Below are 25,100 nucleotides of genomic sequence, written 5' to 3' on the forward strand. Positions count from 1 at the left end.
ATCACGACTTGCAGCGGCACTGAAACCAATGGACTGGTTGTGGCCGTCGACAAGGCCCAGATTGTGGTCGATGCTGGCGCCGTGGTTTCCGGACCAGGACGTGGTAGCATCATGGTGCTGCCGCCGGTCGAAGCGGACAGTTACGCGACTGCCACATCCACGATCATCGTTCGTGGGACAGTATCTGGTGCCAATGCCGGCATTGTCGTCGCTTCCAGCCAGCCGGATTCTTACGATTACTCTTATGGCGTTCGGACGCAGAGTGCGATTGTCGTCGAACAGGGTGGCGCGATACAAGGCGATGTGGGCGTCGAAGTAAATCCGAACGGCGGAAACTATAGCGGTTGGGCGTGGGTTACGATCGACAATAGCGGGACAATAAGCGGGACCAGCGGTATCGCTCTGCGCGGCAATTCGTCAGCAAGCGGTCGCTTCGATTGGATCCGAAACGAGGCGACCGGCGTTATTGGTGCTATTTTAGGTCAGGTTGGTTCGCTCGACAATGAAGGGCTGATTGACGGCGGTGCGAATAGTGCGATCAGCGATTTGCCTGATTATTATTCTTATTATGGCCAAGGCACAATTGCAAACGGCGGCACCATTCGTTCAAGCGGAACTGCGGCTACTATTTTCCAGTATCGAAGCTTCAATCCAGGCAATTATGTCGAAAATGCCGGTACGATCGAAAATCTGGGTACGGGTGCAGCAATCGCCGGCAATACGATCTTCTACCTCGACAATGGTGCGACGGGGGTCATTCGCAGCGCGTCGGGCGCAGCTGTAACCGCTCCCGACTATCTGTCGATCACCAACGCTGGCCGCATCGAAAGCGCAGGGAATGCGATCGAAACCGGTGGCCGGATCATATTGACCAATAGCGGCACTATCACGGGCAATGTCGTCTCCACCACCGGAAATCCTTATAGCGGCAGCGTCATCGACAATCGCGCGGGAACGATTGAGGGCGATGTGCTGCTCGGTGATGGCGATGATGTGTTCATCGCTGATAGTTCCGGTATCGGCGCCATTGCCGGTCGACTGGACGCTGGCGGTGGTGTGGATACACTGCGGTATCTTTTTGAGGAAGATACGACCCTCAATGCAGGAATCGCATTACCCGCAAGTTTCGAGCAGATCGCCATGTGGGTCGGAAAGAATTCGACGTTGACCCTGGGTTCGGATTTCCTCTCGACCAGCACCATCGCAGTGGGTGGAGGAGACCCTTATTTTTACAATCCGGAAAACCGCTTCACCAATCAGGGCTTGATCGACACTGACGGACAGGCATTGGTCAGCGACTATAGTTCGACCGGCGGACTGACAGTTCGTAATGAAGGCAACATCCGAGCCAGCCTGAAGAATCCCGAACAGTTCGCGGTGGATTTGGGTAACGAATCCTATTTCAGCAATGCGGGAACGATCACTGCGGCCGGTGGCAACGCCGTCCGCTTCACTAGAGGCTATGAGCTTGCGAACAGCGGTTCCATTATTGCCGACGGGACGGCTGTCAGCACAACGATAGCCCTCGCCAATAGCGGGACGATCCAGTCTACCAGTGGAATGGGCGCGGACCTGAGCAACGCCTATCAAGGCCGCTCCTCCAATAGCGGTCTGATCGAAGGACGCACCATTGGCGCTCGCCTCCATTATTCCACCCTGGTCAACAGCGGGACGATCAGGTCGGACGGAGCGGCGCTGGAATTCGGCTATAGCGGCATTCTCTACAACGAAGCTGGTGGCGTCGTACGTGGCGGCACGGCGGCTGTTCGTCAGTCTTCGCTTTATTCCGGTTCAGGCGGTTCGTTGATTTCCAACGCGGGCCTGATCCAAGGAGATGTCGATTTCGGCAACGGCTATGCCGACGCGACGTCCAGCAATGTCTTCATCGCGCGTGCGGGCGGCGTATTGGACGGCAACCTGAACCTGGGCGGCGGTAATGACACGCTTGTGACCAGTTTCGTGAACGATGGCCCTGGCCAGTTTTCTGGAATCACCGGTGTGGTCACCGGCAACGGCAGCGAAAATCTTCGTTATATCATTGACGGATCGGTCGCGACGAATGTCGGTAAGGTAGGCATATTCTCGCGCATTGGCTATGATCTGACTACCGGCAGCGCGCTGACGCTGACTGGATCGACCATAGCGGCCGACACGCTGATCTTTGCCGGTCAGGGCAGCGTCGATCTGACGGCAGATATGACCGGCAGCCTTTCTGATCCGCTGATCCGCATGAATGTCGCGTCCTACCTTACCGATGCAGAGGGGCAAACAATTGCCAACGCGGTCACGCTGGTCAGTCACGGCACCTTGTCCAAGACGATAGCCGACCCCTATGCTTTTGGCGCACCACTGATCGCCGTCGGTGCAGGTAACAGCTTTGAAAATGCCGGAACGCTGCGTACAACGGGCGGCCAATATTACCGGCTGACGACCCTGGCTGGTGGCGGCACCGTGATCAACAGCGGCCTTATCGAAGTCAGTCGGGCCGATGTCTTCAATGGTAGTTTCTATTGGCCCTATGATAACAGCAAGCTGTTCAATAGCGGCGTCATCCGGGAGGCCGCCGATAGTGATGGCACGGCGCGAGGTATCGTCAATGCCAATGTGCTGGTCAACAATGGTACGATCGATATGGGTGGAACGGCTGTTGTATATGATTATCTCGTCTATGGAGCTAATCTGACGAACAACGGCCTGATCCGTAGCGTCAACGGAGCAGCGATCACCGGTTCCTATTATACGGTGTCTATCCGCAACGAGGCCGATGGCGTTATTCAAGGTGGTGGTATCGGCGCAGCTATTGCTCTGGGCAATGGCCAAATCAGCAATGCCGGCACCATCAAAGGTGATGTCCAGTTCGGCGTCGATTATTATAGCGGCTCCGGTCTTTACATTGCCGATGGCGGTACGATCGAAGGCGATCTGCGTTTTGGCGGCGCAAATGACATTTTCCTGCAAGTGGGCGACGATCTTGGCGTGACCGGGACGATCGATGGCGGTGATGGTCAGGACATGTTCGGTCGCATCTTTACGCGGGACGCCACCGTCATGCTGGGCGGTCGTCCGGACATCGGGTTCGAGCGCGATTATCTGCTGGCACAGGCAGGGGCCACCGTATCGATCGATGCGTCGGCGACGTCGAGCGATACGCTGTTCGTCGGCGGCGAAGGCACGATCGTCAACTTAGCAACGCTCGACGGGACCTTGTCGACGGACATTCGCTATTATTCTTCCACTGAAGCTTTTGCCGCCTATCTCCCCAGAAAATTGGCATCCTTCGTCAATCGCGGCACACTGAACGGTGGTTTTGCTAGCGCGACGACCTCTTTTGACAATCAGGGGAGCATCAGTGTCGGCAATGCCAATAGCATCGCAGCGGTTGTTCAAGCTGGTTATCGGGGCGATCTCAACTTCGCCAATAGCGGCACGATCATCGGCTCCGCCTTTGGTGCGGTCAATCTATATGGCGATGGTATCTCCGCTATCAGCCTGCGTAATGATGGGCTGATTGATGGAGGCGTGGCTGTGAATGCCGCTTTTGCCGATGACGTGGTAGGTCGCATAGACATAGACAATAGCGGCGTTTTGAATGGTCCGATGTCGATCATTACGCGCTTTGCTGGCGAAAGTGGCGGTAATGTTTCCCTCAAAAACAGGGGAACGATCCGCACTAATAATGGCGGCGCCATCGCAATCAGCAATGATTACTCTGCTGGGGATAGTAGCTGGGATTATCGGCTGGATAATAGCGGACTGATCGAAACCAATGGCTTGGGAAGCGCTGCAGTCAACCTGTCGCTGAACTATTATAACACAACCGATACTGCCCGCATCACCAACAGCGGTACGATTCGCGCTAATGGTGACGGACTTACTGAAACCTATTCCTATTGGGGATATGGCGATTTCATCTATACGACGCCGTCGGCCGCCATCGCCCTCTCCGGCAATAACGCCACGACGCTAACCCTGTCCAACACAGCTGGCGGCACGATCGAGGCGACGGGCGACCTGTCCACCGCAATCCTTTTGACCAATGCCGCCTTGACACTCGACAATGCCGGCACAATCCGGGGTGGCGCCGGCACGGTCCTGGGCGATAGCGACCAACTCGCCCTGTGGCGCGGCAATCCCTATCTGGCCGGGGCGATCCAGGCGGTTGGCTTTGCGGCGGACAGCGTTACCAACAGCGGCACGATCATCGGATCGATCGACCTGGGCTTTGGCGACGATGTGATCGTCAATCGCGGCACGATCATCGGCGATGTCTATCTGCGCGACGGCGACGACAGTTTTACCCAGTTGGCGAGTGCGATCCTCCAAGGCACGGTTGATGGCGGAGCAGGCACCGACAGCTTCATTGTCGATGCGACGGGCGGCGGCGCGGTGAATGGCGACCAGTTCGTCAATTTCGAGCGTTTCGTCCAGATCGGCGAGGGCAATGTCAGCTATTCGGGCGACTTCAGCTTTGATACGATCGGCTTGGATGGCGGCACCGTCACGGTTGCAGCGGGCGAGACGCTGAGCAGCGCCAGCGCCACCACCATTACCGGCGGCGCAGGCAATGACAGCGTGAAGAACGCTGGCACGATCGTCGGGGGGATTGCACTGGCCGGTGGCGATGACAGCATCGTCAACGGCGGCAGCATCGGTGGCCTTGTCGCCATGGGCGCGGGCAACGACAGCTTTACCGAGCAGGCGGGCAGCAGCGTGGCCGGGCTGATCGATGGCGGCACCGGGACCGATCTCTATCGCGTGATCCTGGCCGATGATCGCAGCGGCATCGGTGCCCAGACCGGCTTTGAACAACTGTCGGTGGAAGGCCAGGGAACACTAACCCTGGCGCTGGATCAGGGCTATGACCTGATCAGCCTTGTTGGCACCAACCTGACCCTCGCCACGAACGGCCAGTTTGTCGGCCAGATCTTGGGCAGCGATGCGCAAGCGCAATTACGCCTGACCGGCGACGCGAGCAGCGTGCAACTGGGTCGCGGCAATGACGCGATGATCTTCGACCTGACGCGTGCGGCGGGCCGCTATGATGGCGGCGCGGGCAATGACGGCCTGACCTTCGCCGCGCAGGGTCCGGTCACGCTGTCCGGTGCCGTAACTGGTTTTGAAAGCGTGTCACTGGCTGGCGGCGCCCTCATCGTGACGGGTCAGCTTGGCAGCGCCAACGGCGCGCTGCGTTTTGGCGATGTCGGCGAACGGCTTGAAATCGCTGCAGGCGGTCGCTTGCTCGGCCAGATCGACATGGCTGGCGGCGATGATATCGTAACCCTCGCCGATGGCGCGGTTTGGCAAGGGATTTTGTCAGGCGGGGCTGGCAATGACGGCCTGATCCTGGGGATGGCCAACGCCCGCACGCTCGACGCCAACAGCCTGCTCGGTTTCGAGGCGATCACGGCGCGCGGCGCGGCGATGCTGACGCTGGCCAACGGCTTCACCTTGCAAAGCCTGAATGTGGAGGGCGACCTGACGCTTGCGAGCGGCGCCTCACTGACCACGGACAGCCTGACCTTCGGTAGCGCCGACAACCGCTTCGTCATCAACGGCGTGTTTGCGGGATCGATCGATGGCGGCGCGGGCAGCAACCGTATCCTGCTCAATGCCGGCAGCGCGGCTACACCGGTCCGCTTTGCAGCGGTCGGCAATATCACCGGGCTGGACATGAGTGGTGGCTATGCGACCGTTTCGGGTAACGCCGATTTCGGAGTGATCGACCTGACCAGCGGACGTCTAGTGGGGCTTGCTGGCTCCACCATCCGCGCGGGCAGCATTTCGGTGCGCCAGGGGGCGACGTTCGGGTCCGCTGGCCATGTGATCGGCAATGTCAATGTCGCAGGGACGCTTAGCCCCGGCGCATCGCCTGGCACGATGACCGTGACCGGCAATGTCGCGCTGGCGGGTGGATCGACCACGCTGATGGAGATCAGCCCGACCCTATCCGACCAGTTGCTGATTTCCGGCACGCTGACGATCGCGCAGGGCGCCGGACTTGTCCTGACCGCCGACCAGCAGGTGAAGCCCGGCACCACGCTGGACCTCATCATCGCCAATGGTGGTATATCGGGCAGCTACACCAGCATCGTGAAACCCGACAGTCTGTTCGGCTTCGTCATTCAAGACGACAAGCGCATCCGCCTGCTAGGTCAGTTCCTCCATAATGGCACCTTCACGCCGCAGGTCGGACGCGCCATCGATTATACCAATGGTGTGATTGGTGCAGGCACGGCGAGCGATGGCCTGATCGACGCGCTGCCGATACTGGCGAGCGCATCGGGCGCGTCGAACAGCGCCGCGTTCGCGCGGCTGACCGCCGAGCCCTATGCGTCTGCGACCCAGACTGGCGTGGAGAATGGTCTGACGATCGCCAATGCCACGCGCAGCATTGCTCGGCTGTCGGGCGACGACGCGCCGCGCGCATTCAGCATCGGCCAGTATCTGGGCGGTCTGGGCCGGATCGCGGCCGACGACCAGGCTGGCCTGTCCGCCAGCCGTTCGCGTAGCTACGGCTTGCTCGGCGGGCTGGGCATCGGCACCGATCGTTGGTCAATTGCGGGCTTTGGCGGCTATCTGGACTCGCGCCAGACGCTGCGCCAGCTGGGATCGCAAACCGACGCCGATGGCTGGTTTGCTGGGGTTGCGGGCAGCTATGCGTTGGGGGCATTGCGGTTCGACGCAACGCTGGCTTATCATCATCTCGATGCCGATACCGATCGCCTGACGCCCGATGGCGGCAAGGCGCATGGCCGTTTCCGCCTCAAAAACTGGGTGGGCGATCTGTCCCTCTCCTATGAGGCGGTGCTGGGCAGCGATTGGGCGGCACAGCCGGACATCGGCCTGACCTATGTCGCGACGACCCGCACTGGCGTGCGCGAAGACAATGGCAGCGTCTGGGCGCTCGACGTAGCGAAAGACAAGCATGATGCCCTGTTCGCCGATGGCGGCATCGCCTTTAGCCGCAGCCGGGCGTCGGACGCGCCATTCCGTCCGTTTGTGCGCCTGGGCGTCCAATATCAGCTCAAGGGCCGCCATGTTGAGGCGCTGGCAGGCCTTTCAGGCGCGAACCAAGGCCTGCTCTCGCTTGGAGCGCGCCGTGGCGGACTGGTCGGCAGCGTCAGCGGCGGCGCGGAGATGCGGGTCAGTTCCGTCCTCTCCCTGTTCGCCAACGCCGCCCAGACCTACAGTGAGGATGATCGCCGGGCATCAGCCAATATCGGGATGAAGTTCGCCTTTTAAGACATCGAGGTGCGCAGTCAGAAAGCATCTGGCGATGTCGGAGCGACATTCTTTCGTGATTTTCTCTCCGACATCATTGCCCACGACGGCCGATAACCGCGACCTACCTGCCTTTAGCGGATGTCCGGAATGTCCCACCTTTGCCACAAATCTGCCGATCGGCGTTACCGGGTCGGGCGCTTACGCCGTTTGCCCATAATAAAAACAAACCCCGCCGAAGTGGATGCAACGGCGGAGCCAAGGTTCAGGGAGCCGCTTTGGAGGGGGTAGAGCGGCGATGATAAGCGCCATGGCTAAGGTAAAGCCGTCACAGGGTATAATATACTGCACAGGGCGGTGGCAGAGGAGCGCGGCGAAGCCGAGGCGTTGCCTTGTGCGGTGATCGAGGTAGCTGACGATGCGGCAGCGCTGGAAGCCTCGCTCATCGAGAATATCGCCCGGCTCGATCGCGACGACGTGACCCGCTAGGAATGTTTCATCCCGCCCAAAGCTAACCGCCGCGAGCCCGTCCCTTGCGATTTCCGCCGCTATCGTGACCGCAACCGTATCGAGCGCATGTTCGGCCATCTCAAGCAATTCTGCCGCATCGCCACCGGATACGACAAAACCGCCTTGTCATTCGCCAGCTCCCTTAACCTCGCTGCTATCCGCAAATGGCTGTCGAACTTTGTCAACGCGGCCTAGATAGGCAACACCTGCCGTTGAGAGGCAGGGATCTAACTTTTGCTTGGCGCTCCTATGGTGCTGTCCAATACCGAATTTACGTGAGGTCCAAGTGACGTTCGTGCATTCATTGCTGGTCGGTTCATTCCGCTGGCCCACGCGTCTTTGCAATCTGCAAGATCGCGACGAGCATGACGATCGCCGCTAACAGGATAGCCGATGCGAGCGGACGGCTGATAGCCAGACCCCCATGGTCGATGGGCTTGTCGAGAAAATCGCCGACGGCAGCGCCAAGTGGGCGGGTCAGGATGAAGGCTGTCCAGAACAGCGTCACCCGGCTTATGTTCGTGAAAAAGTACAGGATCAGCAGACATCCCAACGTCGCACCGAACAGGGCCGCCGCACCGCTATAGCCCATGCCGCCGGTATCCGCGATCCAATCCCCCAACGCCGTGCCCAGAGTTTGCGAAAAGGTGATGGTGATCCAGTAGAAGAGTTCGGCGCGCGGTTCATGTACCGTTTCGACCGAAATCGATCCAAGGGCGCGGTGCCATAGTGAAAGCGACAGGATGACGAGCGTCAGAAGCAGCAGGGAGCCGCCGGTATATCCGATACCCAGCGACCGCGTGGCGAAGTCTGCCATTGTGGTGCCTGCGGTGGTCGATGCAATAATCGTCGCCCAGTAAAGCCAAGCCCAATAGCGGTGCGCCCGGATTTGACAGGCCACCAGAATGCCGAGGACGGCCATGAAGATGGCGCTTGCGGCAAGATAGCCCAAATTCATGCTCATGCTCACCGTGTCGCCCGCTGTTTCCCCCAGCGTGGTCGCTAATATCTTGATGATCCAGAAACCCAACGTAACGGCCGGAACCTTGATCATCGGGGATATAGGGGGATGAGCATGGGTCATATGTTCACGACACTCCGCAATTTGGCTGCATGTCATCGCCTCGTTGTATGTTCAGCTTCCCAACGCCCACCAGATGATGCGAACCATCATTGGCCAGCACCGGCAACTACATTGTCTGTGAAATCCTTGGCCATTGTCGGCAGCAATCCTCCGATGACGCAGGCGGCCTTCAATTTTGGGCGCCGGGGCTGGAGCGATCGCAGCGATTGGCAGTGAGGCTACCGCTAGGGGCAGAGGCTGTTCACGCAGCATGACGCCGCATCCCTTCGAACTGAGCATAGACGTCGAACAGTCGATCGAAATGGTCGTCCATCGTCGTGACGTCCGCCGCGCCCTGTAACGCGCGCTGGCGATAGGCGGTTGGGTCGCTATTGAGAAATTCGGACACGACCCGTGCCAAATCGGACGACTGCCCCGCGCGATAGTGCAGGCCGGTACCGGGCATGGCCTGATCGGCCGCGCCGCCGCTGTCGGGTACGATGACCGGCAACCCGCTGGCGCGCGCTTCGGCGGCGACCATGCAGAATGTCTCCGCCTCGCACCCGTGGACCAGCGCATCGGTGCTCGCCAGCGTTTCGGCCAGCGACGATCGGTTGCCTGTCGGTGCGAGCAGGCAGATATGGGGATTGTTGGCCGCCGCCCTGCGGACGCTCCGCCGGTCGCGCCCGTCACCCATGATCACCAGACCAACGGGACGCCTGTACCCCGCCGAAGTGACGGCTTCGATCACCTGGGGCCAGCGTTTTTCGGGGCGTGCCTGCCAACGCCGATCAGCAGGGTCGCGTCGGCGTCCAGGTCGCAGCGGGCCAGAAGGCGCGCCCGTAAATGTTCGTTGCGCAGCCCCGGGTAAAATAGCCCCGGCTCAACGCCCATGGCGATGGTGTGAACCCGTTCCAGTCCGCCCGCGCGCAGCCGCGTGGACAGGCCTTCGCTTGCGCTGATGATCATATCGAACGCGCGATCGAGCCGGCGAAGATGGCGCCAGTACCAGTCGAAGCCCCGGTCTATCGTTTCGCGCCGCGCGACCGATCCAAACCAGCGATAGGCATAGGCGGACAGGGGGTCGGCATGCATGATGAGGACACGGGGCGCGCTGCCCCGCCATCGATCGACCATCGCCGCGCTTGACCAGGGCGAGGATACTTCCACTATGTCGGGTGCAAGGCGAGAAAGCATGGCATGCAGCGCGGCTTCGTCGTCGAAATAATGATAGCGCCGGTCGAGGGGAAAACGGCGTGCCGCCAGAGTGACGATATGCCCTCCGCTCATCGAAACCTGTGCATTATGCGGCCCGGGTGCAAGAATGATGATCTCATGCCCTGCGGCCTGTCCAGCCCGCAACTTGCGTTCGACATAGGTTTTCACGCCGCCACCCTGCGGGGCATAAAAGGCACAGACGTCGACAATGCGCATGGTTATCGCTCCAGCGGTCCGAAGGAAAAAAGGCCTTTGCGGTAATTCATTCTGATCGAAAGATGGGTCGGCCCCTCGCCGACAGGTGCGCTCGCCGCGGCAGCCGACGGCTTGGAGAGGCCGAGCCTGGGATTGCCCGCAAAGCCGATGCCATCGGTGGAGACGGCAAAGCGGCGATTGGAATCGCGATCGTGCAGCACCGTCAGCGCATAGGTGCCTGGTCCCGGCGCGCGGATGCACAGCGACACCGGACCGGTTGCCGGCACCCCGGTTTCCACGCGGGCGAACGCCTTGCCCGCTGCGACCAGCACATTGTCGTCGGCCAGAAAATCAGCATCATTTGCCGGGTAGAGTTCCAGCTTCAATCGCCCCTTACGGTCCTTGAGACCCGTGACGTCCACCAAAAATGCAGATGTGTTTTCCCCGGGCCGGCACTGGCCTGCGGCCTTGCCAAGATCGGGCGATGACGGGATCGCCGACGCCGCCAGCAACAGGGGCGTCAGGATCATGGCCGTCCTTCCTGCATCAGTTCCGCGGCACCCAGGACCGTGCCGACCAGCAGATGCGCGGCCAGGATCAGTGTCGCCATCAGCGCCATGGCTGAAACGATTTCATTGTCCGTCCCGATGAAGAAGGCCGCCATGCCAGCGAACACGACGTCCTTGTTGGGCAGCAAGGGCAGGCGCGACACCAGTTGGCGCAGAGTGCCCAGCAATATCCACCAGCTCAGCGCCACGGAGGGAAGCAGCATGTGCCACATCGCCGCCGCCAGCAGGGTGGTGGCGACGATCCGTAACAACTGAATGGCCGTCACCCGCCACAATTCATCACGGGGCAAGGTGAAGAGGCGATTGCGCAGCAGCATCACGGCCAGCGATGATGCCAGCATGAACAGGATGGAGCCGATGATGTCCCATCGCCCCGCACCGGTATCGACCGCGATAAAGAGGGGAATGACAGCCGTCACCATGACGAGTGTGACGATGTTGCCGACCAGTGCCGACAGGATGGTGACATCCTTGATCGCACCGAAGGGCGCGGCGGTGATCTGCGTATTGCGGCGCGCCCAGGCGTAGAAATAGACCTCGCCCAGATAGCCCAGCAGAATTTCGTTGCTGACCAGCTTGCGCAGCAGCGCGCCAAAACCCTCCAGCGGAATGTTCCACAGGCGACGGAAGATAATCCATTCCGAAAGCGGACCTGCCGTATAATAGAAGAGGAACGCGACCCAGAAGAGGATGTTCGTCGGCAGCAGTGACCAGAGCGTGACTCGGTCCAGCCCCCTGAACTGTTCGAGAGCCACGGCAAGGATCAGAAGGGATACAAGCGGTCCGATCCAGCGGGTCCAGTTGCGGCCCGATCGGATCAGCGGTTCAGGATCTATGAGCGATCCAGGGTGACGCCCGCTATGGGCATCAAGAGACGTCGGAAGGGTGGCGCCCGAAGCGGTCAAGCCGGTCATATGCTGCTCTTTATTGTTGGCTCGCCCGCACGACGGCACCCATTCGGCAATACCTCAGTCGGTCAGGGAAATATTTTCGCTGCGATGGCGTTTGTGCAAAAGAGCGGCGAAGACGAAGAGATAGTCGCCCGCGGCCTCCTCGATCGTGAAACGTTTGGCTTGGGCCAGGCTGGCCGTGGCATCCTGTTGCAAAGTCGCTGCATTGCAGATCGCCTGGCCCAGCGCGACGACGTCGCCGGTGGGAACGATCGTCCCCAGAAGGCCGTCCATAAGCAGAGCAGCGATGCTGCGGCTGGATCGGGTGGTAATGATGGGCAGGCCTGCGGCCATGGCTTCGAGCAGCACGGCCGGGACGCCTTCATAATCGGACGACAGCAGGAATATGTCGAAATGGCCAAGCATACTGGCTGGATCGGCGACATGGCCACCCAGCTTTGCACGCCCCGCCAGACCCAACCGGTCGATCAGGCGCGCCAGCTTTGCCCGTTCCGGACCGTCGCCATAGATGACGAGCGTATCGGCGGCACCGGCCCCTGCGGCAAAGGCGCGTAGCATCAGGGCGAAATTCTTTTGCGCCACCAGCCGTCCCACCGCGATGAAGCGGACGCCGGTATCCCCACCTGACCTGGGACGGTCCATCATGCGAAGCTGGTCGATCTGGCTGCGGGAAAGCGCCGGATCAGGAACGATCGCAATCCGATCGGACGTGATACGCATCGCGGCGCCGATCTCTTCTGCCATGGGCTGCTCCATGCCGATGAAGCGGTCGATGAGGCGTCCTTGTATCCATAGCCAGCCGCGATACAGCAGGCGGACCGGCGGCATCATGTCGCGCCGGTCCAGATCATTACTGACCTTTGCCACGATCGGCGGACAGCGCCTGCCCATGACGAGCTTCAGCGCGACGGCGACGACAGCATAGCTGTTGCCGGCGCAGAACAGGAGGTCGGGTGCGGTACGCCGGACGAAACCAGGCAAGGTGACGATCATCCACAGGGTTTCGCACCAGCCGGTCGAGAAGCCCGGTTGGGGCGGCTCGTAATAGGCGAGATCGTTGGCGAGTTCGGTCCGCATCGCGCCTGCGGACCGGCCCATGAAGAGCGGGGCGTCGACGCCCTCTTCCCGCCATTGCCGCACCAGCCGCAACGCGACCCGCTCGACCCCGCCCGGTTCAAAGCTGTGCAGGAAGGTCAGGATACGCATGGGCGACAGACGGATAGTTGAGAAGGTCTTCGTACCGCATGGGAGTTCGCACGGCGCATAATCGGCGCAGAACGTTATCGATGCTGACAAGCAGCGCAGGCAAATGGACGTCGCCCGGGTGAACCGCTACGCGCACGACCGGAGCGAAACGGAGCGCATGGGGCAACAGCCTAGCTACAAGCAGGGACGAGGCTATGCGCGCCCTGCTGCGGCTGGCCCAGGTGATGACCGGCCCACGCGCGACGATCCTGCCCGAATGCGGACTCCATATCTTGAAATGATCTTCGGCCAAGGCCAGACCGGACTCCGCAAGCGCCGCTTTCGCGCCATCCCCGTACAGCCAGGCCGGAGCGATGAAGCCTGCGACCGGACGCCCGGTGATGGTTTCGATCAACGTCTTGCCAGCATATATGCGGGCGGCGGCCGCTGCCTTGTCCAGGCCCAGAAATTCACCCTCTCCCGCCGTCATATGCCGAGCCTTCAGCGCGGCGATGGCGCCGTTATGGGTCGAAAAATCCTTATGAAACCAGCCATGGACGAACATGCTGATACCCAGGTCCGACCAGCCGCGCAGCCGGGCTGCAAACGCCGATCCGGTCACAAGCAGGTTTTTGCCCCAATGGTTCGGCACGACCAGCATGGCGATATGCTGCGGCGTGACGTGCCGTGTCAGCCGATCGAGCAGGCCGTCGATCTCCCCCTCGAACCCGGGACCGACATCGTGAATGGCGACGAGCAAGCTGCGCATCTCAAAGGCCGACGTGCAGGGCAAAGGACAGGCGTGCGGTCGTTACGCCGTGCCTTCCCGTGTCGCCCAGGTCATGGTCGCATGGATTCCTGCGCATCGACGATAGCAAAAGCCGCCAGCTTGACGAACCGGGGCCATCGCGGCTGCCCGTAGCGAATGACAGTTCCGACATCCCGTATCTCTTCGCCCGTAGCATTTTTTGTAATCTCCCAGCTGATTGCAGGACGACATGCGGGGCCAGCACCGCAGTTGGGTTGAAAGAGAAAACGTGATCAAACATGGTTGCGCCATGACGCGTGGCTTGCCCTGGTCGGCCGCATGGTTGCGCACTGGCGCAAGTTACGCGCGCAGGGCCGCAATCCGCATATCTTGGTGTTGCAGGAAGCCTTTATCCCGATGGCCCAAAGCATTAGCGCATCAGTCGGCTATTCCCATGTAGAGCGAGCGTCTTCAGCAAACATGAATCAATGACGCACGGCCTACCTGCTAGATGTAGGGGGGCGAGAGAGCGGCATCCTTCGTGCATGGCGAAGGGTTGGGCTGACATGTCGGCAGCAGGTTGGAGATAGAGCTTATCGTTGCTGCGCGCCGTATCGCTCATACCGCGTCGTTTCGTCTGTCGCGCCCGGCACCCGCATGGTCACCAATGGCGCGCGAGCGAAACAGTCAGCGCCCGTGGTCTGAGTGGCGTGAACTGGGGGGCGTTTCGGATGGAGAAGGGGTTTCCGAAGGCGAAACTGTCTCCCTTTACGTCCAACATATTGTCGATCCGCACGCCGACAGTCCAGCCTGACCGCGACATGTCCGCAAAGGCGGTGACGGTGGCATAGCCGCCCATCTCCCGATCGAGATCACTGTCGAAGCTCAGGCGCGCCTTGCCGACATAATTGGCCTGGATGACGGCTTGGCCATCCCATTCATTCAAGTTCAGATGTTGGATCACGGCAAACCGGCTACTAACGTTTGGCGTCACCGGAAGGCGGGTGTCATCCAGTTTCAGGCCATCGGCCGCGCGCGTCAGGCGCGCATTCTGAATAGTGCCGCCCGCCGATACTTTAAGGCCGCTGAAAAGCGTCCAGTCTATGGCACCCTCCACGCCGATGATATCGCCGCGCCCCGCATTGCGGGTAGCAACCAGCCCGTTGGGCAGCAGATAGTCCGACTGAATATCACTCCATCGGGTGAAATAGCCGCTGGCGGAGAGCGAGAGCTGGCCGTTTGCGGCAGTTCGTCGGAATCCCAGATCGACTGTATCCAGTTCATCGGCATGGAACCTGCCGCCGTCGCCCTCACCCGTCGGTGCAAGGCCGCCCGGCCGCATCGCGCGGGCATAGCGCAGATATACAATGCCCTTTCCCTCAAGCGGTAACGACAGGGCAAAGCTGGGGGACAATATGGTCTTGCTGATATGTTGCGATTGTATGTCGGCGATTTCCGTCCGTTCATCTTCTGCGATCGAACGAAACAGCCGGGCACCCACTGTCGCCTCCAGGCCCGAAAGGATGGAAATCCTGTTTTCGCCGAACAGGGCATATTCGCTCGTTACCCGATCGAGCGCCTGTACCGCTGCCGGGGCCGCCATGTCGGTCTGCGCCAATAGCCTGGAACTGACCCCGGTGGTGGCGCGCAGATAGGACAGGCCGACCAGCCAGTGATCGTCGCCCGAAGGCGTAAGCCGCAATTCCTGATTGAACAGCGTGTAGGCGCGCTGCTCAGTGAACAGAATGTTCCCGGGAATGCCAAACCGCGCAGCAGCGGCCGTGGCATCCAGCGCATAGGTGAAGTGATGATCGACATAGCTGGTCGCCGACAACAACTTCACGCTTCCCAAGTCGCTTTCGATCCGGGCATGGGCTAGTTTGAAGTCGTTGTCGCTGGGTTCGGCGAACAGGGTCGATCGGCGGAGCGTGTTACGGCCCGCCAGCACATATTGGCTGTCGCGCACATTGAGATCCTGGAGCGCGACGCCGATATCCGCCGTCCACCGATCCGATGGACGCCAGCGCACGGCCAGACGCCAGCCAGCGGTTTTCACCACGTTACTATCTTTTCGGCCCCGCCCACTGTCGATCCACCCCGCGTCGAGAAAGCGATAGGCGACCGCGCGCATCGCCAGCCTGTCCTGCACGATCGGCATGTTGACGATCGCTTCGCCCCCGGTGCCCGTCCCACCATGGGCGACGGCCTGGCCGGACAGGCGAATGGCGCCCCTGATCTTGTCCAACTCGGGCTGGCGCGTGACGATGTGATAGATGCCGCCCAGCGCACCGGATCCATAGAGCGGACCCTGCGGCCCTTTGAGGATTTCGACCCGGTCCATATCGATCAGCCGCAGGTCGGGGTCGGGCGCGTCGAAGGTCACGCGCGCGTCATCGACCTGTACCGCGACCGTCGATTGGCTCTGGCCGTTGAACGGACTATCGGCCACGCCGCGAATGAACTGGCGATTGCGGCCCGGACCCAGATTGGTCATCGAAAGCCCTTCCGTACGCAGGCTGATGTCCTGGCTGGTCGGCGTCCTGGACCCGGATGTCAGATCATCCAGCGACAGCACGGAGACGGACAGCGGGACGGTGGCGAGGGATTGGGCGCGCTTTTGCGCGGTCACGACGATGTCGGGTGCGGGAAGACCAGGATGCGGGGCGACGGGGACGGGGCGCGGTGACGGCGCTGGCCGGGCGATGGCTTCGTGTTCGAGGCGATAGAGCGCCGGGTTCAGCCGGACGGCGCGATATCCGCTACCTTTGAGCATTCGGCGTAGCGCGGCATCCACGGACATGGTGCCCTTTACGGGCGCGCTGGTCACATGCGGCATGTCGCCCGGCAGGCCGATGGAAACACCTGCGATTGCCGACAAGTGGGATAGATTGGCGCTTAACGGCCCGGATGGGACATCGATGCGATATGTGGCCTCTTTCGCTTCCGCAGGCGCCGATCCAAAGCCTGTATCAGCGAGCAGCAGTACCAGAGCGCAGGTGAAAACCGCGGCCTTTGCGTTGCACTTCGATAGCCAGAACGGAAGCAAGATCGGCAAGCAGGTTCGATCCGTCACCAATGACCAATGTGCCCGAAAAATGGCGCTTCTCCAGCGAAGGGTCGATCGATACCGGCCTGCCGGTATAGCGAACGATATCGCCGACCACCATCGCAATTGGCGTGTCGGTATAGGATAGCCGACCCGCGCGCCAGCTGCCGACGTCAGTGGATGGCGCGGGCGACAGCGTCACCGACGTGGCGTCTCCCGTCAATTGCTGGCCCGCCGCAACGGGGACCGGCTGGTCCATAGTGGCAGACGCCACGGTCACGCGCCCATCCGCTACGCCCACGCGCAGCGCGGTGCCTAGCCGGTTGACCGTGAATCGGGTACCGATATCGACGATGCGATAGTCGCCCGCCGCCACCGACAGTTGTCGCGCCGGATCATGCCTTATATCGAAATAGGCTTCCCCTTTCGCCAGTTCGATCTGGCGTGCGTTCTTGCCGCGTATCACAATCTGGCTGGCGGGCGAGAGGGTGACGCTGATGCCGTCGCCAAGTGCGATGGTGCGGCTCTTGCCGCCGTCCGCGCTGTAGCGCTCGACCGATTGCGCCGTCTGGATCATCGGCACTGCCACTATCAGCGCTACGGCAGCAGCCAACCCTCCACCCAGATACAGGAAACGGCGCGAAGACTGCTCGGGTGACGCGGCGTCCATGGGCGTCTTCGCCTCCAGGACATCAGCAATCTCGACCCGGTGATCCTCGACCATAGCCGAAAGCAGCGCCACCGTATCGAACGCCTCGCGATGCCGCGGGTCCGCTTCCAGCCAGGCCATATAGCCATCCCAGTCCGCATCATCGCTTTCCAGCGCCGTCTGCCAAGCCAGAGCCTGCTCCAGCATCGCCTCATCCATGTCCGACCGCGCCGTCATGGCGAGAGCCTTTCCAATATCCCTATAATTCCTAGACGTCGCAAAATTGTCATACCTCAGTCCATCAACGCGCGGCGCAGATATTTCATTGCCACGGCCATATGTTTTTCAACGCCACTCCTGCTGATGCCGAGCCGGGCGGCGACCTCGCCATGGCTTAGCCCTTGCAGCTTATGCAGTTCGAACGCACGGCGCGCGCCTTCTGGCAGGGTCGCCACAGCGGACACCAGTGCGGCGACCTCCTCTCGGTCGAGCATCGCCTCCTCGGCCGTTAGCCGCTGGTCCGCAGGTTCGATCCCGACCGATGCAAAGCCGGTTTCCTGATCGGACCATCGGCGTTCGCGGGCCATACGGCGTTGGCGTTCGCGCAGACGGTCGACGATCAGATTTTGCGCCATACGGAACAGATAGGCGCGGCCGTTGGCAACTGGCCCTGATGGCTGGGTCTGCGCTCTGACCCATAGTTCCTGAAGCAGGTCTTCTGCTTCAGCCCGGTCGCCCGCCCGCGCGATCAGAAACCGCAGCAGTTCGGTGTGATGGACACCGTAGGCCGATTGAAGGTCGTTCTCATGATCCGCACCCATTGGACCTGTGTGTCGAATATCCGCCCGCGCCGAAAGGAAAATCTTGCTGCCTGGCACCCGCACAATGTCCTAGAAGCGCATCGCCAAATCGATCCCTGCGCTCCGTCTTTCCGCCCAGGGCGTGATCCTGACCCCCTCGTCGCGGCGGGATGTCAGCAGGAACCCGGCCGCTTCGCCGATCACCGCGCCAGCCGCGACGTCATGCCAATGATGTTTGCGCCCTTGCACGCGAGCTGCACCTACGAAGGCGGCCACCAATTGTGCTGGAACGCCCACTTCCCACCCATAGCGATTCTGGAGTGACGCGGCAGCGGCGAAAGCGGTTGCCGTATGTCCCGACGGAAAGCTCTGCCGATCGCTTTGGTCGGGGCGCATTTCCGGAAAAGCCTGCTTCAGGCCTTCTGACACCAGGAAGGCGGCGCCCACGCTTTCGCCAGCCTGCAATGCGCCGTTCCAATCGTCCTTGAGCACGGGCAGCCCAAGCGCACTCGCAACGACAATGGTCCTTGCGATGCTGCTGGCCTGGGACCAGCCATGAGGCGAGGCCAAAGCCTGAACCGGGCAAAGAAAGAGGGCGGCACCACATAGTGCGCGCAAGGCTAGCTTCATCGGAAAGCTCCCCTGGGCGGGATGGCCCATGGGCGCACGACGGCAGCGGCCGACAGCCACCGCAGTGCGACCATGACGTTTCGCGTGAAAAAATGTTGTGCGCCAACTGCGGTGGCCGGTCGATGCCGACGTCGTGGGGGCAATCAGGAGTTCATGCGTGGATCATCAGTCAGCCCTAACCATGATCGAGCGCCGCTATGCGGACGTCCATGGCGCTGTTCCCAATTTCGATTTCCCTTTCCTTGCCGCCCATGCTCGGGACGGCGTGATCGGCGCGGCGCTGGGCTTTCGGCGCGCCGGTGAAGGACGGCTGTTTCTTGAGGCCTATCTGGACGCGCCGGTCGAGGTGCATCTGAGCACGCTGCTTGGCCGACGGGTGGCACGTCACGACATAGTGGAAATTGGCAATATGGCGGCGGAAACGGCCTCCGCGATGGTCGCCTTATGGGCGCGCGCCGCGAATGATCTGGGCAATCAAGCCGAGATCGCAGTCGCTGTCCTCACATCCTCGCTTCGGACGATGTTACGGCGCCTTGGCGTCACCCTGCATGAACTCGCGCCAGCGCAGCCGCATCGGCTGGGCGCGGCGGCGGCGCGGTGGGGGCGTTACTATACGCAAAATCCGATCGTGTGCGCGGGCTTCATCGCCGAAGGGCAGGCGGGACTGGCGCGATGGGCGAAGCGACAGGCATGAGCGCCCTGACGACCATCATTCGCGCCCGCGCCGTGACCCATCCCCATCGGATCGCGATCGAGAGCGGTACGCAGGGGACGCTTGACTGGGCGGCGTTCAGCGAGGCCATCGATGCAGCAAACGCAATGTTCGGCCGACATTTCAGCGGGACGTCCCCCGTTGCCATCCAGTTGGATCACGGACCTGCTGCCTGTGTTGCTGACCTGGCGCTGTTACGGTGCGGAATACCCGCCTTGCCGATCCCGTCCTTTTTCTCGGCAGAGCAACGGCATCATGCCTTGCGGGCCAGCGGTGCCTGCGCGCTGGTCGGCAGCCGGTCCGGCCAAGCCGACGACTTCAGCTTCACGCTGCTGGATTCGCCGTCCGTGCCGCTCCACGCGGGCACGGCCAAGATCAGCTTCACATCCGGTTCGACCGGGACGCCCAAGGGCATCTGCCTGTCGGCCGCGCATATGATGGCAGTGGCGCAATCGGTGATCGACTTCGTCGGCAACGCCCATGCAGGTCGTCACCTTGCGCTATTGCCGCCGGGCATTCTGCTGGAAAATGTTGCCGGTTTCTACGCGACCATGATCGCGGGCGGCACCTATGTGGCATTGCCTCAAGCGGATGTGGGGCTTGGCAACCCGTTCCAGCCCGATTTTGCCATGATGGCGCGGGTGATCGCCGCGCAGCGGATCACGTCGTTGATCCTGGTGCCGGAATATCTGGCCGGTCTGGTTGCGGTGCTGGCGCAGACCGGGGCGCGATTGCCCGACCTGACGCTGGTGGCGGTCGGGGGCGCGCGCGTGCCGCCCGCCCTGATCGACGCAGCGATGACGTTCGGGCTACCCGTTCGGCAGGGCTACGGCATGACCGAATGCGCATCCGTCGTGACATTGGAGCGGCCGACCGAAATCCGTCGGGGCAGCGTTGGGGTCAGCATCGGCAGCAACCATCTACGCCTCGCCCCGGATGGCGAGATACTGATCGACGGCCCCGCATGCCTCGGTCGGATCGGCGAAGCGGTGCCCGATGGCCCTCTGCATACTGGTGATATTGGACGGTTCGATGAAGCGGGCCGCCTGTGGATCGAGGGACGCAAATCCACCCTCATCATCACCTCGCATGGCCGCAACATATCGCCCGAATGGGTGGAAAGCCTGCTGCTGGGCGATCCGGCTGTCGCGCAGGCAATGGTCCATGGCGATGGGGAGGCGAGGCTGGGCGCGCTGATCGTTCCGCGCACGCCGGACGCGGATATCGACGCGGCGGTCGCGTCCGCTAACGCACGGCTGCCTGACTATGCCCGCATCGCCCATTGGCGGCGGGTCGCGCCTTTTACCCCCATGAACGGCCAACTTACGGGCAATGGCCGGATCCGCCGTGCTGTCATCGCAACCGCCCATCTGCAAGGACGTCCCTTTATGCCCTTTTACGATCGCTTGATTACCGAAACCGCCGACGTCGCCGCCGGTCTTGCCGCCGTGCCGCAATTGCAGGCCGGGCTGAGCGGCCGGATCAGCCGCGACACCTATATCGCCTATCTAGGCCAGGCCTATCACCATGTCCGCCATACCGTGCCGCTAATGCAGGAAGCGCGATCGCGGCTGAGCCAGAAACCGATGCTGGTAACCGCGCTGGATGAGTATATCGCGGAAGAGACGGGCCATGAGCAATGGATCCTGTCCGACATCGCGGCCGCTGGTGGTGATACAGCAGCGGTCGCCGCAAGCGCGCCCAACGCCGCGACGCGGGCGATGGTGGATCACGCCTATCGCGTCATTCGAACCGGCAATCCGGTTGCATTTTTCGGGATGGTGCATGTGCTGGAAGGGACCAGCGTCGCCCTGGCCAGTCACGGCGCCGCAGCGGTACAGGCGGCGCTGGGCCTCCCGCCGGAGGCCTTCACATATCTGACGTCGCATGGCGCGCTGGACCAGGATCATGTCCGCTTCTTTGCCGACCTGATGAACCGGATCGACGACCCGGCCGATCAGGCCGCGATCGTGGCCATGGCCCGCGACATCTATCGCCTGTTCGCCGCCCTGTTCGCATCCATCCCGATGGAGACGCTCGATGCGGCGGCTTGACGGGCAGCAGGTCGTTCTGACCGGCGCGGCCGGGGGCATCGGGTCGCTGGTGGCGGCGCGTCTGCGCGACTGCGGCGCTTGGGTGGTCGGGGTCGATCGGGTCGCATGCACCACCTGTGACGAAAGCATCATCGCCGACTTGTCGAGCGAGAGCGGGTTGGCGGACCTGTCGCTCAATCTCGCCGCGCGCCGTGTCGACATCCTGGTCAACATTGCCGGGGTGCAATATTTCGGGCCGATGGAGCGCCAGGCGCCCGCCAGCATATGGCTGGGCTATGTCGTAAACCTCATCGCCCCTGCCACCGTCATCCGCGCGATATTGCCGCAGATGCAGGCACGCAAGACCGGGCAGATCGTCAATATCGGATCCGTCATGGGTGCGATCAACTATCCCTTCTTCGCCGCCTATTCCAGCAGCAAGGCGGGATTGCAGGGATTGAGCGAAGGCTTGCGGCGGGAACTGCATGGCCTCGGCATCGCCGTCACCCATATCGCGCCGCGTGCCGTTCGAACCGCTTTCAACAATAGTGACGTCAACCGTTTTATGGACCTGACCGGGATGGCCGCCGATGATCCCGCCGTCGTGGCCGACCGTATCGTCGCGGCCATCGTGGCACGGGAGCGGGACGTCGTCATCGGCTTTCGCGAACGCCTGTTCATGGCGATCAACGCCTTGTTGCCGCGCGCCATCGATGCCGGGCTGTCCGCCCAGACGATCAAGGCCCGCAGCCTTTTCCCGGCCCAATGATAGTGATGAAGGATAGGATGATGTCCGTTTTTTCCAACCTGCGCCTTGCGATCCTGCTGCCGCTCATGGCGACGGCGGGGCTGGCCCATGCCGCCAACAATCCTGCGATGGATGCGCAGGTCATGCGCATCAACACGGAATGGGCACGGATCAAATATCAGGTGAGGGACAAGAGCGACCAGTATCGACAGCTCGACCAGTTGGCGCAGCAGGCCGCCGCCGTGTCTGCAAAATATCCGGGGCAGGCCGAACCGCTGCTCTGGCAGGGGATCGTCACCAGCGAAGAGGCGGCGCAGGCCAGCGTCTTCCGACAACTGGGCCTTGCGTCATCCGCGCGCGACATATTGGCCAAAGCCTACGCCCTCAATCCCAAAGCGGCCGATGGCGGCGTGGCGATGAGCCTGGGCGTCCTCTACTACAAGGTGCCCGGTTTCCCGATCGGTTTTGGCAGTTCGGCCAAGGCCCAAGGCTATTTGAAGGCGGCACTGGCACAGGATCCGGACGGTCTGGACGCCAATTTCTTCTATGCCGATTATCTGATGTCGAAGGGCGACCATGCAGGCGCGCGCAGCTATCTGGCTCGCGCGCTCAGGTCTGCGCCCGACAGCGGCCGCCCGGTGTGGGATGCTGGCCGTCGCGCTGAAGCTCGCGCACTGCTGGCAAAGCTGGGTCAGCAGGCGCAGCGCTGAGCCGATGTCGCTATGGCATGGCATCGGGCGGCAACTCGGCAATCCGCAGGGTTTTGTAGGAAGAGCGATCGGTCGCATGATGCGGGTCGCGAACGATCGACCGACGCGCCTTGTGGTCGATGCGCTGGACGCCAGGCCGGGCGAGATGCTGTTGGATATCGGCTTCGGGCCGGGACATGCCGTGGCCCTGCTCGCCAATACCGCGCGGTGCGTCTATGGCATCGACCGGTCCGACACCATGCTACGTCAGGCCAGTCGCCTGAACCGACGGGCGATTGGTGCTGGTCGCGTGTGCCTGAGCACGGGCGATTTTTCTCAACTCCCCTATCCGGATGGATTTTTCGACGGGATCATCGCATCGAACGTCCTCTACTTTTGGGAGGATCATGGTGTCGTGCTTGCCGAAATCCGGCGCGTACTAAAGCCCGGTGGGCGATTGTGCATCTATGTCACCGATGCTGCGACGATGCAGCGCTGGCGGTTCGCGGGCGTGGAAACGCACCGCCATTTCACGGCGGATCAGTTGACGGAAATTTTGGTCGGTGCCGGATTTGCGCTGGACAGCTTGAACGTCAGATCAGTTGCCATTGCTCAGGACGTTGGAGGGATTATCGTGACAGCATACGATAACCGTGTCGTTTGGACATGACACCCAATTGGTACGGTCGCGCGCTATGGCTGTGCTTTTACACATTTGGATGGCAGTTATCGCGACGTTCCTGCTTCGAAGCTGACATTCTGCAATCGGCCAGCAGAGGCTATTGCGCGCCAGCCGAGAGGTGCCCCCTGAGACCAGCATCCCACGAATCAGCATGTCAGTGATGCCTAGCTTTACGGTAGCTTGTGACTCGAACACGCGCCGAAAAGCGCCAAAAAGGTCCGGGGATATCGGTCAGGTTGACGTTTCAAAAAAACCAAAATCAGATAAAACAAGGCACTATTCTAGTATCGTAAGCCACCAGCCTTTCAGTAAGAAATCCTTAAAATCCCTAGCGAAAGTGCCTTTCGGCTTATGGCTGAGAGGTTGGCTGTTTTATCAGCCTTGAGTTGGTGGCTAATCCGATTTCCGGCATACTGCCCTAATCCACCGCCAAGCCAGCGCGCCGCCACAAATGTAACAGTGCGCTTACTTGGCTTGACCTGCCAATGCGTCAAAGATGACATGAAACGGAATTCCAGGCCGTGGCTTTGCAACGGCCCGGAACGCCCTTCCGATCAATATTGGATGGTCGGCGGCACGCAGAGGCTGCGGAGTTGATCCGAAGCGCTGTCCCACTGCTCATCGAAACCGATCGAGACGGAACCATAGCCCAGGAGTTGGCGCAATGTGCGCGATGTCCCTTCCATGACCTCCGGATCGAGCACGAGCGGGAAGTTGATCATCGGTCGGCACCATGGCGGGCAATAGCCCACGATCACGGCGGCGCGCTCCCGATCCGTCGAGATATTGGCGCCCGTTCCGTGGAGCAGCATGTCAGAATAGATGAGGAGCGACCCTGCAGGCGCCTCTGCGGGCACCGATTCATAATAGGTGGCGCCCGTCATATCGATGCGATCGTTCCACAAATGGCTGCCCGGCACCACGCGCGTAGCGCCATTTTCCTCATCGAAGGGATCGAGGCACCAGATGAAGCGCGACTGGAGCGGCTTGGTCTGATCGTGAAAGTCCATGCCACGGTCGAGATGAATGAACTGCTCGCCGCTGCCCGGCCGGGTCAGGTTCGCGCCATAGCTGTGGACGAGGTAGCTTTCGTTCAGCAACGTTGGCCCGAGAATATATTTGGTGAATTCGAGCGCGACCGGATGTTCAAGAAAATCGCGGAACATGTGATGCCGGTTGGGCAGGCGGCTGAGGCGGCAATTCTTGTCGTCCGGGTCGGTGAAGAATCGGCTGACCCGGTTCTTGTCGATCGCCTCCTCGCGAGCGATTTCACTGACCAGCGCCTGACGCGCCTCGCTGACTTCATCGGGTGTCAAGACATCCGCCATGATCGCATAGCCGACACGGTCCAGGTCGCGCTTGACCTCATCGATGCTGCGCGTGGGGCGCGGCAGCGGTCCGTCGAAATCCAAAGGCACCGTCTTCCTTACCGGGGCGTTGTTATCTGTATAGTCCTCCATCAGGACAGCGTCGCCAATTGCCATGCTTCTC

20 protein-coding genes are annotated in these 25,100 nt (G+C 61.4%); 8 read left to right on the top strand and 12 right to left on the bottom strand.

Annotation, left to right across the window (positions count from 1 at the left end):
- Window positions 1-39: 39 nt before the first annotated feature.
- From U5A89_RS07025 to U5A89_RS07035, 3 genes are all read left to right on the top strand, one after another.
- Complete coding sequence (locus U5A89_RS07025) at window positions 40-7,242, top strand: autotransporter outer membrane beta-barrel domain-containing protein (protein WP_338160476.1); 7,203 nt, start codon at window positions 40-42, stop codon at window positions 7,240-7,242.
- 336 nt (window positions 7,243-7,578) lie between these two features.
- Window positions 7,579-7,710 (top strand): hypothetical protein, encoded by a 132-nt coding sequence (locus U5A89_RS07030; RefSeq protein WP_338160477.1) that lies wholly within the window; start codon window positions 7,579-7,581, stop codon window positions 7,708-7,710.
- A gap of 9 nt (window positions 7,711-7,719) precedes the next feature.
- The gene (locus tag U5A89_RS07035; protein ID WP_445190691.1) at window positions 7,720-7,926 is read left to right on the top strand and encodes a transposase; all 207 of its coding nucleotides are present in this window, start codon (window positions 7,720-7,722) and stop codon (window positions 7,924-7,926) included.
- A gap of 121 nt (window positions 7,927-8,047) precedes the next feature.
- Here U5A89_RS07035 and U5A89_RS07040 read toward each other — a convergent pair whose 3' ends face one another.
- The 11 genes from U5A89_RS07040 to U5A89_RS07090 all read right to left on the bottom strand — a co-directional run bounded on the left by U5A89_RS07040 (window position 8,048) and on the right by U5A89_RS07090 (window position 18,607).
- Window positions 8,048-8,785, bottom strand: coding sequence for a COG4705 family protein (locus tag U5A89_RS07040; RefSeq protein WP_338160478.1), 738 nt, complete (start codon window positions 8,783-8,785; stop codon window positions 8,048-8,050).
- Window positions 8,786-9,056: 271 nt separating this feature from the next.
- Window positions 9,057-9,545 carry a glycosyltransferase gene (locus U5A89_RS07045; protein ID WP_338160479.1) on the bottom strand — a complete coding sequence of 163 codons (489 nt, stop codon included), beginning with the start codon at window positions 9,543-9,545 and terminating at the stop codon, window positions 9,057-9,059.
- Window positions 9,542-10,228 carry a glycosyltransferase gene (locus U5A89_RS07050; protein WP_338160480.1) on the bottom strand — a complete coding sequence of 229 codons (687 nt, stop codon included), beginning with the start codon at window positions 10,226-10,228 and terminating at the stop codon, window positions 9,542-9,544. Before U5A89_RS07050 ends, U5A89_RS07045 begins: the two co-directional genes overlap by 4 nt.
- Window positions 10,229-10,230: 2 nt before the next feature.
- Window positions 10,231-10,737, bottom strand: a complete 507-nt coding sequence (locus U5A89_RS07055; RefSeq protein ID WP_338160481.1) for a DUF2141 domain-containing protein — start codon at window positions 10,735-10,737, stop codon at window positions 10,231-10,233.
- Window positions 10,734-11,690, bottom strand: a complete 957-nt coding sequence (locus U5A89_RS07060) for a hypothetical protein (RefSeq protein ID WP_338160482.1) — start codon at window positions 11,688-11,690, stop codon at window positions 10,734-10,736. The genes U5A89_RS07055 and U5A89_RS07060 overlap by 4 nt, the downstream gene beginning before the upstream one ends.
- Window positions 11,691-11,744: 54 nt before the next feature.
- Entirely contained in the window at window positions 11,745-12,893 is a 1,149-nt protein-coding gene (locus U5A89_RS07065) for a glycosyltransferase (protein WP_338160483.1), read from the bottom strand.
- Entirely contained in the window at window positions 12,862-13,641 is a 780-nt protein-coding gene (locus tag U5A89_RS07070) for a polysaccharide deacetylase family protein (protein WP_338160484.1), read from the bottom strand. The genes U5A89_RS07065 and U5A89_RS07070 overlap by 32 nt, the downstream gene beginning before the upstream one ends.
- Window positions 13,642-14,281: 640 nt before the next feature.
- Complete coding sequence (locus U5A89_RS07075; protein WP_338160485.1) at window positions 14,282-16,498, bottom strand: TonB-dependent receptor; 2,217 nt, start codon at window positions 16,496-16,498, stop codon at window positions 14,282-14,284.
- Window positions 16,499-16,589: 91 nt separating this feature from the next.
- Window positions 16,590-17,552: a FecR family protein gene (locus U5A89_RS07080; RefSeq protein ID WP_338160486.1), complete on the bottom strand. Its 963-nt coding sequence runs from the start codon at window positions 17,550-17,552 to the stop codon at window positions 16,590-16,592.
- Between the two features lie 56 nt (window positions 17,553-17,608).
- Complete coding sequence (locus U5A89_RS07085; protein WP_338160487.1) at window positions 17,609-18,136, bottom strand: RNA polymerase sigma factor; 528 nt, start codon at window positions 18,134-18,136, stop codon at window positions 17,609-17,611.
- Window positions 18,137-18,205: 69 nt separating this feature from the next.
- A complete protein-coding gene (locus U5A89_RS07090; protein ID WP_338160488.1) occupies window positions 18,206-18,607 on the bottom strand; it encodes a phosphatase PAP2 family protein in 402 nt (133 codons plus the stop codon).
- Between the two features lie 295 nt (window positions 18,608-18,902).
- On the opposite strand from U5A89_RS07090, the gene U5A89_RS07095 reads away from it, so the two are divergent.
- From U5A89_RS07095 to U5A89_RS07115, 5 genes are read left to right on the top strand one after another with little or no spacing between them, the layout of a single operon-like run.
- The gene (locus U5A89_RS07095; RefSeq protein WP_338160489.1) at window positions 18,903-19,439 is read left to right on the top strand and encodes a thermostable hemolysin; all 537 of its coding nucleotides are present in this window, start codon (window positions 18,903-18,905) and stop codon (window positions 19,437-19,439) included.
- Window positions 19,436-21,511, top strand: coding sequence for an AMP-binding protein (locus U5A89_RS07100; RefSeq protein ID WP_338160490.1), 2,076 nt, complete (start codon window positions 19,436-19,438; stop codon window positions 21,509-21,511). The genes U5A89_RS07095 and U5A89_RS07100 overlap by 4 nt, the downstream gene beginning before the upstream one ends.
- Complete coding sequence (locus U5A89_RS07105) at window positions 21,498-22,259, top strand: SDR family NAD(P)-dependent oxidoreductase (protein WP_338160491.1); 762 nt, start codon at window positions 21,498-21,500, stop codon at window positions 22,257-22,259. Before U5A89_RS07100 ends, U5A89_RS07105 begins: the two co-directional genes overlap by 14 nt.
- Window positions 22,260-22,279: 20 nt before the next feature.
- Complete coding sequence (locus U5A89_RS07110; RefSeq protein ID WP_338160492.1) at window positions 22,280-22,948, top strand: tetratricopeptide repeat protein; 669 nt, start codon at window positions 22,280-22,282, stop codon at window positions 22,946-22,948.
- Complete coding sequence (locus U5A89_RS07115) at window positions 22,884-23,597, top strand: class I SAM-dependent methyltransferase (RefSeq protein ID WP_338160493.1); 714 nt, start codon at window positions 22,884-22,886, stop codon at window positions 23,595-23,597. Before U5A89_RS07110 ends, U5A89_RS07115 begins: the two co-directional genes overlap by 65 nt.
- A gap of 566 nt (window positions 23,598-24,163) precedes the next feature.
- Here U5A89_RS07115 and U5A89_RS07120 read toward each other — a convergent pair.
- The gene (locus U5A89_RS07120) at window positions 24,164-25,093 is read right to left on the bottom strand and encodes a phytanoyl-CoA dioxygenase family protein (protein WP_338160494.1); all 930 of its coding nucleotides are present in this window, start codon (window positions 25,091-25,093) and stop codon (window positions 24,164-24,166) included.
- Window positions 25,094-25,100 lie beyond the last annotated feature (7 nt).

Origin of the sequence: Sphingobium sp. HWE2-09 (assembly GCF_035989265.1) — a bacterium.
GTDB lineage: Bacteria > Pseudomonadota > Alphaproteobacteria > Sphingomonadales > Sphingomonadaceae > Sphingobium.